This window comes from Micromonospora sp. NPDC049274 (genome assembly GCF_040678875.1).
In the GTDB taxonomy this organism is placed as follows: Bacteria; Actinomycetota; Actinomycetes; order Mycobacteriales; family Micromonosporaceae; genus Micromonospora.
The window spans coordinates 749,166-761,906 of sequence record NZ_JBFAQS010000001.1 but is presented as its reverse complement, the minus strand read 5'-3'; the positions used below and the strand labels follow the sequence as shown (position 1 = coordinate 761,906).

The following is a 12,741-nucleotide window of genomic DNA, read 5'->3' as shown; positions in this document are numbered from 1 at the left end:
GGCGACGCCAACGACCACGACTCGCTGGGCCTGTTCCAGCAGCGCCCCTCCTCCGGTTGGGGCACCCCGGAGCAGATCACCAACCCGGAGTACTCGACGACCGCGTTCCTCAAGGGCCTGCGTCAGGTTGACGGCTGGCAGGACATGCCGCTGACCGAGGCCGCGCAGACCGTCCAGGTCTCCGCCTACCCCGACGCCTACGCCCAGTGGGAGCAGCAGGCCACCGACCTCGTCGGCCAGCACTGGAACAGCTGACCCACCGCACGATCCCGACCGACTGGCCGGCACCCGAACCCGGGTGCCGGCCAGCGGCATGCCCGGCCACCGGCCACTGACCTGCCGCCATCCCGAGCCCGGGACGTCGGCCACCGGCGCACCCAGCCCCAGCCCGCCAACCTGGCCGGCGCCTCGGCCTCGCCTTCCCCCAGATCTTGGACAGTTTCCGTCAGGGCCGAACGGAAAGTGTCCAAGATCTGAAGCACGCGACCACCTACGGCCGGCGTTTCTGAGACACGGGATGGGCTGGCGGCACACGAGCGGCGAGGGACCCACAGCAGAACTCGCAGCCGCCGGACCGGGGCCTCTCGAAATCGGCGGTAACCACGACACCGGCCCGGCGCTCGACGCGCTGCCTACCGGGGCCACGCAACGAGGCCGTCCCCGCACCGGAGGGGTCAGAAGAGGACCGTGGCGAGCGTGCCGACCGGCTGGAAGCCGCACCGCTCGTACACCCGGCGGGCCGGCAGGTTGAAGTCGTTGACGTACAGGCTGACGGTGGGGGCGACCCGGAGCAGGGCGTCACGTACGACTGCGGCCATCGCGGCGGCGGCGATGCCGCGGCCTCTCCACTCCGGCGCGACCCAGACGCCCTGGACCTGGGCGGTCCGTTTGGTCACGACTGCCAACTCGGCCTTGAACACGACCTTGCCGTCGACGAACCGGGCGTACGCGCGGCCGGCGCGGACCAGGTCGTTGACCCGGCGGCGGTAGCTGCGGCCGGCGTCCTCGGCGAGTGGGGAGACGCCGACCTCCTCGGTGTACATGGCGACGGCCGCAGGAAAGAGCCTGTCGACCTCGCCGGAGCGGACGCGGCGTACCTGCGGGTCGGCCGGTACGGGAGGCATCGCGTCGGTCGCCAGCAGTGGCTGGTTGGGGCGGACGTCGCGGGCGGGGCCCCACGTGGCGGAGAGCCGGTCCCAGAGGCCGAGGACGGCGTCGGCGCGGCCGACGATGGAGGAGCACAGCCGCTCCTCCCCGGCGAGCAGGTCGGCGAAGGCGGAGACGGCGGCGTCGGTGGCGAGCACCGGTGTCAGGTTGCCGCCGAGCCAGCACAGCGATTCGAGGTTGCGCCGGGCGCCGTACCCCAGGATCCGCCCTTCGGCCCGCCACCAGGAGAGCCCGCGCGCGGCGATGCGCTCGGCGACCTGCGCGCCCGCGAACGGGTCACGGTCGAGCAGGCGCTCGACCGCGCGGCGCTCCGATTCCCCCAGTTGCCGTACCGGCACCGTCAGCACGACTACCAGCCTGCCAGATCGACCCCCCGCCCCGCCGGCCGAGTGGCGAGCCCGCCGTCAGACGGTCAGCGGCTCGGTGACCGGGCTGGCCGGTCGGGTCCGGTCGGCCCACCGGACGACCGGGGGCACCAGGGCACCGAGCAGGAGGAACAGCCCGCCCAGCGCGAGCCATCCCGGTACGCCCCAACCGAGGGCGAGGCTGGTCACCACGACGGGCGCGAGCATCTTGCCCAGCTCGTAACCCATGCCGTACGTCCCCTGATACTGCCCCTGCGCGTCGGCGGGCGCCAGCCCGAAGGAGATGCCCCAGCCGGCGGCGGAGTGCCACAGCTCCCCGATCACGTGCGCGAGCGAACCGCAGCAGAGCAGGCCGATGGCGCCCGGTGTGGGCAGCGCGCCGCTGGCGGCGAACAGTACGCAGGCCAGGGCGATGACGACCCCCGCCCGGCGGGACGCGCGGGCGGCCCCCGGCAGGGTGACGGCGCTGCGTGCCGCGCGTACCTGCAGGAGCACCACCAGCGCGGTGTTGACAAGCGTCAACACCGAGATCATCCAGGCCGGCGCGGTGGTGTGCCCGACGATCCACAACGGCAGGGCGAGGGTGAGCAGGCTGAAGTGCATGGACATCAGCCCGTCGAGCAGGGTGAAGGTGAGGAACGGGCGGTCCCGTAGGGCGACCAGACGGGGTCCTCGCGTCGGGGCGGCGACGGGTGCGACGGTGGGCAGCCGGACGAAGATCGCCGCCGCGGCCAGCGACGCCGCCGCCGTGGTCAGGATCAGCGTGAGGTAGCCGGCGCGGGTGTCGGCGGCGATGGCGAAGCCGCCGAGGACGGCGCCGACGGAGATCCCGACGTTGGTGGTGGCCCGCAGGTAGGCGCGAGTGTGCACCCGCTGGTCGGCCGGGATCGCGCCGGCGATCAGCGCTCCGCGGGCACCGCGCTCGACCGCGTCGGCGAGTGCGGTGGCGGCGCCGACCAGCAGGAAGGCGGGGAACGATCGGACGGTGATCAGCCCGACGGTCAGGGTGCCGGCCGCGATCAGCCCGCCGACCTGTGCGCCACGGGGGCCGATGCGGTCGGCCAGATAGCCGCTCGGCGCGCTCGCGAGCACGCCAACGAGGGCCGAGATGGTGAGCCCGACACCGACCTGGGCGGCCGAGAGGCCGACCGAACGGGTGAGGAAGAGCGCGCTGGCGACCAGCCAGAGGCCCCGCCCGACGGTCTTGACCAGGGTGCCGAGGGTGAGGATCCGGGCCGGGCCGGGCGGTGGGAGCAGGCGCATGTCCGACACTCTAACAAGACGTACGTACGGTTTGGATGTAGGCCTTGTCGGCGATGCGTTGCCGATATATCGTTGATGCATCAGCGACAGTACGCAGAGAGGAAGAACCCCATGAGGTTCCAACGACAGCACCACCCGATGCACGAGGCCCGGATGCGTGGGTTCGGCTTCCCGCCGGTCCCGCCCGGCCCCCATGGCCCGCACGGTCACGAGCACGGCGGCCCCTGGGGCGGACGCGGTCGCGGACGAGGCAGGGGCCGACGCCCCAACGTCCGTGGTGCGGTGTTGGCCCTGCTCACCGAGCGGCCGATGCACGGTTACGAGATGATCCAGGAGATCGACTCCCGCACCGGCGGGGCGTGGCGACCGAGCCCCGGCTCGATCTACCCCACGCTCCAACTCCTGGAGGACGAGGGTGCGATCGTCGCCAGCACCGAGGAGGCCGGCGGCGGACGCAAGCGCTTCACGGTCACCGAGGCCGGTCAGGCCGAGGCCACCGAGGCGGCGCAGACCCCTCCGTGGGCGGACGTCGCCCAGGGCACGGTGAGCAGCTGGCACGACATCCGCGACTCCGGCGCGCAGGCGATGAACGCCCTGCGTCAGGTCATGATGAACGGCACCGACGACCAGCGTGAGCGGGCCGCCAAGGTGCTCGACGAGACGCGGCGCAAGCTGTACGCGATCCTCGCCGAATCGGAGTGACGCGCGAAGCCGGCACAGACGAAAGCGGCCGTCTCCCCGAGGGGAGGCGGCCGCTTTTCCGAATGGAGGATCAGTGCACGGTGACGGTCGGGCCGGTGACCAGCCCGCGCAGCTCCTCGGGAAGCTCGGCGCCCATCTCGTCGGCGATGCGGAGCGCCTCCTCGATCAGGGTCTCGACGATCTGCGCCTCGGGCACCGTCTTGACGACCTGACCCTTGACGAAGATCTGGCCCTTGCCGTTGCCGGAGGCGACGCCGAGGTCGGCCTCGCGGGCCTCGCCCGGACCGTTGACGACGCAGCCCATGACGGCCACCCGCAGCGGCACCGGCAGCCCTTCCAGGCCGGCGGTGACCTCCTCGGCGAGCTTGTAGACGTCCACCTGGGCGCGTCCACAGGACGGGCAGGAGACGATTTCCAGGCCACGCTCACGCAGGCCCAGCGACTCCAGGATCTGGTTGCCGACCTTGATCTCCTCGACCGGCGGGGCGGACAGCGACACCCGGATGGTGTCGCCGATGCCCTCGGCGAGCAGGGCGCCGAAGGCGACCGCCGACTTGATCGTCCCCTGGAAGGCCGGCCCGGCCTCGGTGACGCCGAGGTGCAGCGGGTAGTCGCACTGCTCGGCCAACTGCCGGTACGCGCGGATCATCACGACCGGGTCGTTGTGCTTGACCGAGATCTTGATGTCGCGGAAGTCGTGCTCCTCGAACAGCGAGCACTCCCACAGCGCCGACTCGACGAGCGCCTCGGCGGTGGCCTTGCCGTACTTGCTCAGCAGGCGCTTGTCCAGCGACCCGGCGTTGACGCCGATCCGGATCGGCACCCCCGCCGCGCCCGCGGCACGAGCGATCTCCTTGACCTTGTCGTCGAACTGGCGGATGTTGCCCGGGTTGACCCGGACGGCCGCGCAGCCGGCGTCGATCGCCGCGAAGACGTACTTGGGCTGGAAGTGGATGTCGGCGATCACCGGGATCTGCGACTTCTTGGCGATCGCGGGCAGCGCTTCGACGTCGTCCTGAGACGGCACCGCCACCCGGACGATCTGGCAGCCGGACGCGGTCAGCTCGGCGATCTGCTGGAGCGTGGCGTTGATGTCGGAGGTGAGGGTGGTGGTCATCGACTGCACGGACACCGGCGCACCACCACCCACCGGCACCGAACCGACCATGATCTGGCGGCTGGCCCGGCGGGGAGCGAGCGGCGGGGGCGGCACGGCGGGCATACCGAGACTGATAGCTGTCACTTCAGGCACTCACCTTGAGAAGAGCGTGATCGGGTTGACGACGTCCGCGGCGATGGTGAGCAGCGTGAACGCGCCACCGATCAGGATCACCGCGTACGTGAAGGGCATCAGTTTGAGGTAGTCGACCCGGCCCGGGTCGGCCCGACCGATCCGCGCGTAGACCCAGGAGCGGGCCCGCTCGAACCAGGCGATGGCGATGTGCCCCCCGTCCACGGGAAGCAGCGGCAGCAGATTGAACACGCCGATGAAGAAGTTCAGCGACACGAACAGCATGAAGAAGACCAGCCAGGCGTCGTTCTGCACGGCCTCCCCGCCGAGCCGGCTGGCGCCGACGACGCTGATCGGGGTGTCCACGTCCCGCTCGCCGCCGGTGAGGGCGGTCCACAGGGCGGGCACCTTCTGCGGGATGCGCTGCAACGCCTGCGCGGTGCCGACGGCCAGTTGGCCGGTGAAGTCGGCGGTGGCCCCGAAGGCGCCGACCGGGCCGTACGTCACGCGGGTGGGCGTACTGGGCACCACACCGACGCCGAGGGCGGCCACCGGCCCGACGGCGCCCTTCGGATCGTCCAGGGGCGGACGCTGGGTCTGCGCGAGCACCGTGCTGGCGCTGGCCGTCTGACCGTCGCGGACGTACTCGATCCGTGCGGTCTCCCCCGGCTTGAGATTGCGCAGCGTGGTGAGCAGGTCGCCGTAGGTGCCGATCGGGGTGCCGTTGACCGAGGTGATCCGGTCCCCGCTGCGCAGTTGCCCCTGGGCGGCGGGGCTGGCGGCGTCGCCGGGCCTGCACTCCCGCACCGCGTTCTCCGGCACCACGCACGGCCTGAGCTCGATGACGGCGGGCTCCTTGCGGGCCTGCGCCTCGGTGGTCGGGAAGTCCGGGTTGGGCAGGCCGGCGGAGACGGCGAGAATCCAGATCGTGATCAGAGCGAGCGCGAAATGCGTGATCGACCCGGCGGCCATCACGATCGTCCGCTTCCACACCGGGTAGCGCCACATCACCCGCGACTCGTCGCCCGGCTCGACGTCGTCATCCTGCGGTGTCATCCCGACGATCTTGCAGAAACCGCCGAGCGGAATGCCCTTGACGCCGTACTCGGTCTCGCCCCGCTGGAACGACCAGATGGTGGGGCCGAAGCCGACGAAGTACTTGGTGACCTTCATCCCGAACATCTTGGCGGTCAGCAGGTGCCCCGCCTCGTGCAGACTCACCGAGATGAGGATGGCCAGGGCGAAGAGGACCACCCCGAGCAGGTACGACATCAAGCTCCTTCCACCGAACCCGCGATGATCTTCTGCGCGTGTGCGCGCGCCCACGACTCGGCCGCGAGCACGTCCTCGACGGTACCTGGTTCGGTGAAGTCCGGAGCGTCCTCCAACACGCGTTCGAGGGTGTCGACGATGCCGAGGAACGGCAGCCGGCCCGCCACGAACGCGGCCACGCATTCCTCGTTGGCCGCGTTGTAGATCGCCGGTCGGCAGCGCCCCGCCTCCCCGGCGGCCTTGGCCAGGGCCACGGCCGGGAACGCCACGTCGTCGAGCGGCGCGAACTCCCAGGTGTGCGCCGCCGTCCAGTCGACGGCGCTGGCGGCCTCGGGCACCCGGTCCGGCCAGCCGATGCCGAGCGCGATCGGCAGCCGCATGTCCGGTGGGCTGGCCTGGGCGATCGTCGACCCGTCGACGAACTCGACCATCGAGTGGATCACCGACTGCGGGTGCACCATCACTGTGATGTCGGCGTAGGGCACGTCGAACAGCTCGTGCGCCTCGATCACCTCCAGCGCCTTGTTGACCATGGTCGCGGAGTTGATCGTGACGACCGGCCCCATGTTCCAGGTCGGGTGCGCGAGCGCCTGCTCCGGTGTGACTCGCGTCAACTCGTCGCGCCGCCGACCCCGGAACGGACCGCCGCTGGCCGTCACGATCAGCCGCCGCACCTCACCGCGCGACCCGGACCGCAGGCACTGGGCCAGCGCCGAATGCTCCGAGTCGACAGGCACGATCTGCCCCGGCCGCGTCACCGCGGCCCTGACCAGCGGGCCGCCGGCCACCAGCGACTCCTTGTTGGCCAACGCGAGAGTACGACCACCACGCAGCGCGGCCAGCGTAGGAGCGAGGCCCAGCGAGCCGACCACGCCGTTGAGCACGATGTCGCACGGCCACTGCGCCAACTCGGTCATGGCGTCCGGACCGGCCACGATCTTGGGAAGTTTGAAGTCGCCGGTGGCCCAGCCACGCCGACTCGCCTCGGCGTAGAACGCGAGTTGCAGGTCCTGCGCGGCGGACGCCTTGGCCACCCCGACCGCCTCGACGCCCAGTTCGAGGGCCTGCGCGGCGAGCAGCTCGACGTTGCCGCCACCGGCGCCGAGCGCCACCACCCGGAACCGGTCCGGGTTGCGCCGGACGATGTCGATGGCCTGCGTGCCTATCGAACCGGTGGACCCGAGCAGGACGAGGTCGCGGGGTGAAGTCACGAAGCCATTCTCCCCCACCGTCACTGAGCGCCCGCTGGGAGCCTCAGCCCTCCCCGCCCACCGCCCGCGCCGCGCGCCGATGATCGACTCGCCTTCAAGGAAGTCGCGCTATCCCCGGCACCCGGACAGCCCGACTTCAACGAACCCGTGTCGATCAAGCGCCTGAGGAAGAAGGGCACTCTGACGGCTGCGTACTCACGAGGGCGGTCGATCGCGTCCTCGCGCCTTTCGTCCGCCGAAACGATCTCCCCCAACAACACCGTGCCTGATGCTCATCGCCGTTCGCCTGCCGCCGGGGACCTTCAGCACGGTAATCGCCGGAATGAACAGGTCGTCATCCGAGACGACGTTCACCTCGTGACAGGACCACAGCCCTGCCCGTCAGGCTGCCTGTTTCAGCAGGTAGCCAAGCTCCCGCTGAACCGTCCGGCCCGACGCCGACCATGGCTGACCGTCATGATCATGCGCCTGATCAACGGATGGCCCGGGCTGTCCTGTTCCGCGAGCATCAGCGGCGATCACGGTCAAACACGGAGGGGACCACATGAACCAGAAGCTTCAGACCCGCGCGTTCGAGCGGGTGGCGTCGATCCTGCAACCCGGGGAACAGCCGGTCACCGCGACCCGGGCGTTGGTCGGGAGCTTCTCGGCCGGTCGACTCGGAACAGTCGTGTCGCAGGGACTGATCACCGCGGGTGCCGGGGCGGTGGGCCACGCGCTGACGCGGACCAAGAAGCAGTTCGTCGTCCTCACCGACCGGCGACTGATCTTCCTGCCGCAGACCTTCCTCGGCGGGCCCGGCACCGGTGTGCTCGCCGAGGTGCCTCGGGAGCAGGTCGCACTCGCCGAGGCGAAGATGGGCATCGTGAGCCTGCTGCGCATCGCCTTCGGCGCCGCGGGAGACGGCGTCGCACTGACCTTTCCCCGGGTGGACAAGAAGAACGCCGAGGCCCTCGCGGCGGCCCTGGTGCCGGTGCCGACCGCCTGACCGGCCCCACCCCGCCGGGCCGGGCCGCGCCACGACGGGCCGCACCAGGCCGGGCCGCACCAGGCCGGGCCGCACCAGGCCGGGCCGCGCCAGGCCGGGCCGGGCCGCGCCACGATGGGCCGCGCCACGACGGGCCGCGCCACGACGGGCCGCGCCACGACGGGCCGCGCCACGATGGGCCGCGCCAGGCCGGGCCGCGCCAGGCCGGGCCGGGCCGGGCCGCGCCACGATGGGCCGCGCCACGACGGGCCGCGCCACGATGGGCCGCGCCAGGCCGGGCCGCGCCAGGCTGGGACCGCGCCAGGCCACGGTGATCGACTCGGGTTCATGGAAGTCGGGGTGTCCGCGGCCTGCGGACACCCCGACTTCACTGGAACCGTGTTGATCAAGCGGTGACCGGGATCAGCCGCCGTTGATGACGAACTGTGAGCCCGGCTGGATGACGATGTTGCCGTCGGCCGAGTTGGTGATTGTCACGTTCGTCAGGTTGGCGTTGCCGCGCGCCCCGCTCATCGCGAGGATGCCGGCACCGTTGTTCGACCTGTCGATGCGTACGTTGGTGATGGCGACGTTCGGCATGTTGCCGCCGCCGTTCTTGAACTGGATGCCGTCGTACGTGGAGTCGATGATGTCGGTGTCGCGGATCGTGACCCCGGTGATGTCCCTGGTCGAGGGGAAGAGCGTGATGGCGCCGAACTCCTGGTCCTCGTTCCAGAACGCGCCACCGGTGCGGTAGAGGCCGTTGTTGGCGATCAGCGTCGTTCCGGAGAACGGCAGCGGGTCGTGGTCGGTCGCCAGCATGATGCCCGGGTAGTTGGCGGTGTCGTAGATCAGGTTGTTCTCGATCGAGTTGTCGTAGCCGCCGTAGATGGCGATGCCGTTCGCCCGCCAGGGCAGCTGGATGGTGTTGTTGACGAAGTGGTTGTCGTGGGCGATGTCGACGCTGCGATCCTTGACGTACGGGTTGGCCCAGACGGCCAGCGCGTCGTCGCCCGTGGTGCGGAACGACGAGTTGAAGACCCGCGAGTTGCGCGTGCCGTTGCTGAAGTTGATGCCGTCGGCGTACGTGTCGCGGATCCGCATTCCGGTGAACTCCAGCCCGTCGGCCGGCCCCCACAGGTCGGGGATGTTGTCGTAGTCGCGGCCCACCCAGACGCCCACGTTGGCGTGCTCGATCCAGACGTTACTGATCTTCGTGCCGGTGCCGAAGCGACCGTTCAGACCCACGCCACCCTCGGCGTTGCCGTCACCGCCGCGGATCCGGCCGGAGCCGAAGATGGCGATGTCGGAGATCTGGGTGTTCTTGTCGATGTCGAAGCCGAAGTTGCCCTCGTGCGGGTGGTTGATGCCACCCACCACGTTCTGCGGCTCGGTGAGCGTGTAGAGCTGCGAGTGCCACATGCCGGCGCCCCGGATGGTGACGTTGCTGATGCCGACCTGGTTGTGCGTACCCCGGTTCAGCGGGTCGTCGGTCAGGATCTTCTGCTCCTGCCGCCACTGACCGGCGGGGATCCAGACGCAGCCGATGACACCGTTCTGGTCGTCGGTCACCGCCCGCTGGATGGCGGCGGTGTCGTCGAGCCCGTCGTTCGGGATCGCGCCGTACGCGGTGATCGAGGTGCAGCCGGCCGGCTGGCCCGCCGCCGGTGCCACCTGCTCCAGGTCGATCATGTCGATGACGTAGAAGGAGGCGGTGTCACCCGAGTCGCGCTGCAACTTGAACCGGGTGCCGGCCGGGTACGACTGCGCCAGCAGCGCGTTCGACTCGTCGAAGAGCCGTCGGGCGTCGGCCTGCGGGGTGTTGGTCAGGGCCTCCGGCCCGTCGGTGTTGCCGTAGAGCCAGCTGTGCTTCGACGACAGCGTCAGCTTGCGGGAGAAGACGTCGTTGACGTAGAGGCTGATGGTCGCCTCGATGCCGCCGCCACCGGGCGCGTCCGGGATGGAGTTGCGCACCACGATGGAGTTGGCCTGGTTGGCCGAGGTGAACTCGACGAACTGGCCGGTGCTGGTGAGCCGTACCGACTTGCGACCCGACGACTCGCTGGCGAAGTTGGTGTGCCCGAAGGTGCGCAGCGCGTCGGGCTCCAGCAGCGTGCCCTGGTAACGGCCGGCCTCGGCCTCGTAGGAGACGAACGGGACGGCGGCGCCACGGCCGACCACTATCGCCTGGCTGAACGCGTTGTTGCTCTCGTTGGTCTCGGTGACCACATTCGTCGCGTCGGCGGTGGCGGTGATGGTGGCCCCGCCGCTGGTGGCGGTCCAGCTACCGGTGACGGCCACGGTGGCCGTCGCGCCGGCCGCGATCGAGGCGGTGCTGGTGTTGAGCGTGGTGCTGCCCACCACCAGCCGGGTGACGGTGGTCGCCCCGGTCGCGGTGGTGCCCCGGTTGCGGACCGCCACGGTGAAGGTGACCAACGCCCCGACGGCCGGGTTCGGCGGGTTCGACGCGATGCTGAGCACCTGGAGGTCCGGCCCGGGGGCCTGCGTCACCACAAGCGGCGACGCCGCCGTGAGGCTGTTGTTGCCGTTGTTCTGCTCCACGATCGTGTTCGTCGGGTCGACCACCGCCGAGACGGCGTAGCTGCCCATCGGCCGCGTACCGGCATTGAACGACACGGTGGTCGAGCCGCCCGCGGCGAGCGCGCCCACGGTGGCGCTGCCGACGACCGCGCCGGCCAGGCTGAAGTTGACTGTGGTCGCGGCGGCGGACGCCGAGCCGATGTTCTGCACCACTGCGGAGAGCGTGACCGCGCTGGCCTCACTGGGCGACGTGGGTGACCAGGTCACCGAGCTGACGACCAGGTCCGGGTTGGGCGCCGGCGTGCCGCACACCTCCAGCTCGGCCACCTGGCCGGACGGTGCGCCGGTGTTGCCGGTGAAGCGCAACTGCACGTCCGCGGTGGTGGCGCTGACCGGGATGGTCACCGCGTTGGTGCCCTGGACGAACTGGTAGGCCGCCGTCGACACCAGACTGGTGTACGCGGACGACGCCTGGTCGCGGCCGAGGACCTGGATGGTCTGGGTACGGGTGCCCCACGACGAGTCCGGGTTGAGCTTCACGGTGACGGCGGAGATGGAGTGGTTCGCGCCCAGCGCCACGGTCAGGTTCTGCGGGTAGCTCGCCGCGCCCTCCCAGTAGGTGGCGAGCTGCCCGTCGTTCGCCTTGTCGGGGGTGAAGCTGAACGTGGAGCCGCTCGCCGTCATGCTCTTGCCCTGCGCCACGTTGGTGCAGGCGGGCGGGTTGCTGCCGGTCCGGGTAACGGTGTTGCTGGTGCCGGACAGGTTGCCCGCGCCGTCGCGTGCCCGGACGTAGTACGACACGGTCGCCGTCGCCGGCTGGGTGTCCTGATAGGTCAGGACCGTGCCCAGCGTCGCGATCAGGCTGCCGCCCCGGTAGACGTTGTAGCCCGCGAGCCCGCTGCCGCCGGAGTCGGTGGAGGCCCCCCAGGTGAGCGTGATGGTGCTGCCCGACGTGCTCTGCGACAGCGTCCCCGGCACGCTCGGCGCGGTGGTGTCGCCGCTGCCCGTACGGGTGACCGTGTTGCTGTTGCCGGAGAGGTTGCCGGCGGCGTCGCGGGCCCGGACGTAGTAGGAGACGGTGGCCGTGGTCGGCTGGGTGTCGTTGAAGGTGGTCACGTTTCCGACGGACTGGAGGAACGCGCCATTGCGGTAGACGTCGTAGCCGGCGATGCCGCTGCCGCCCGCGTTGTCGGTCGACGCGACCCAGTTCAGGCTGATGGTGCTGCCCGACTGGGTGTACGACAGGTTGCCCGGAACGCTCGGCGCGGTGGTGTCCGGGGTGGTGGTGCCGCTGCCGTACACCTCCAGCTCGGAGAGCTGCCCGGCAGGCCAGCCGCTGTTGGCGGTGACGGTGATCCGGACGTAGCGGGTGGAGGTCGCGCTGACGTTGATCGTGACCGTGTTGCCGCTGGCCGGGTTGAAGGTGTACGTCTGCGACCCGACCAGGTCGGTGAACGACGACCCGTTGGCGCTGCCCCGCACGCTCAACGTCTGCGTGCGGGTGCCCCAGCCGGAGGTCGGCAGCTTCAGCACGACCTGGTTGATCGACTGTGACGAGCCGAGGTCGACCTGCACCCACTGGGGGAACGAGTTGTTGAGGCTCTCCCAGTAGCTGCCCGCGTTGCCGTCGACGACCTTCGACGAGTCGTACACGTCGGCGTGGCCGCTCTCCTGGGTGGGACGACCCTGGGCGAGGTTGGTGGCGGCAGCCGCGTAGGCGCTGCCGGACGCGGCGGTCGTCTCGACGGGGCGGGCGGCGGCCGGTGTCGCCACGGCCGTCGCGCCTGCCGCCGCGATCATCGTGGCCGCGACTGTCGTCGCCACCATCCGGAACAGATTCGTTCGTCTCATGACTGTCCTGTCGTTGGGGGACGGCGCCGCGGGTGGCGGGACCACGGGGTAGAGCAGGTGGTGGGTGCGGGGGCACCACGAAAGCGGTTCACGGGGTTTTCCGAGCAGATGCAAGAAACCAGACACGCGATTGTCCAAATCTTGCATGACTTTGGCCAAAGGTTACTGACG

Annotated in this window: 8 protein-coding genes and 1 pseudogene; 3 read left to right on the top strand and 6 right to left on the bottom strand. The window is 70.5% G+C overall.

Going from position 1 to position 12,741, the window contains the following annotated elements:
• Positions 1 to 255 (top strand): annotated as a pseudogene (locus tag AB0K10_RS03480) (hypothetical protein); the annotation flags it as partial.
• A 419-nt stretch (positions 256 to 674) separates the two neighbouring features.
• Here AB0K10_RS03480 and AB0K10_RS03475 read toward each other — a convergent pair.
• Positions 675 to 1,514: a GNAT family N-acetyltransferase gene (locus AB0K10_RS03475; protein WP_363679522.1), complete on the bottom strand. Its 840-nt coding sequence runs from the start codon at positions 1,512 to 1,514 to the stop codon at positions 675 to 677.
• 57 nt (positions 1,515 to 1,571) lie between these two features.
• On the bottom strand, positions 1,572 to 2,795 hold the full coding sequence (locus AB0K10_RS03470) for an MFS transporter (protein ID WP_363679520.1): 1,224 nt from the start codon (positions 2,793 to 2,795) through the stop codon (positions 1,572 to 1,574).
• Positions 2,796 to 2,906: 111 nt separating this feature from the next.
• Between AB0K10_RS03470 and AB0K10_RS03465 the strand changes: the two genes are divergently transcribed.
• Positions 2,907 to 3,497, top strand: a complete 591-nt coding sequence (locus tag AB0K10_RS03465) for a PadR family transcriptional regulator (protein WP_363679518.1) — start codon at positions 2,907 to 2,909, stop codon at positions 3,495 to 3,497.
• 70 nt (positions 3,498 to 3,567) lie between these two features.
• Here AB0K10_RS03465 and ispG read toward each other — a convergent pair whose 3' ends face one another.
• From ispG to dxr, 3 genes are read right to left on the bottom strand one after another with little or no spacing between them, the layout of a single operon-like run.
• Positions 3,568 to 4,740 carry a flavodoxin-dependent (E)-4-hydroxy-3-methylbut-2-enyl-diphosphate synthase gene (gene ispG, locus AB0K10_RS03460; protein WP_363679516.1) on the bottom strand — a complete coding sequence of 391 codons (1,173 nt, stop codon included), beginning with the start codon at positions 4,738 to 4,740 and terminating at the stop codon, positions 3,568 to 3,570.
• A gap of 9 nt (positions 4,741 to 4,749) precedes the next feature.
• On the bottom strand, positions 4,750 to 6,000 hold the full coding sequence (locus AB0K10_RS03455; protein ID WP_363679514.1) for a site-2 protease family protein: 1,251 nt from the start codon (positions 5,998 to 6,000) through the stop codon (positions 4,750 to 4,752).
• A complete protein-coding gene (dxr, locus tag AB0K10_RS03450; RefSeq protein WP_363679512.1) occupies positions 6,000 to 7,211 on the bottom strand; it encodes a 1-deoxy-D-xylulose-5-phosphate reductoisomerase in 1,212 nt (403 codons plus the stop codon). Before dxr ends, AB0K10_RS03455 begins: the two co-directional genes overlap by 1 nt.
• A gap of 544 nt (positions 7,212 to 7,755) precedes the next feature.
• Here dxr and AB0K10_RS03445 point away from each other — a divergent pair.
• Entirely contained in the window at positions 7,756 to 8,199 is a 444-nt protein-coding gene (locus AB0K10_RS03445) for a hypothetical protein (RefSeq protein ID WP_363679510.1), read from the top strand.
• Between the two features lie 402 nt (positions 8,200 to 8,601).
• On the opposite strand, the gene AB0K10_RS03440 is transcribed toward AB0K10_RS03445, so the two are convergent.
• On the bottom strand, positions 8,602 to 12,570 hold the full coding sequence (locus tag AB0K10_RS03440) for a CARDB domain-containing protein (protein WP_363679508.1): 3,969 nt from the start codon (positions 12,568 to 12,570) through the stop codon (positions 8,602 to 8,604).
• Positions 12,571 to 12,741 lie beyond the last annotated feature (171 nt).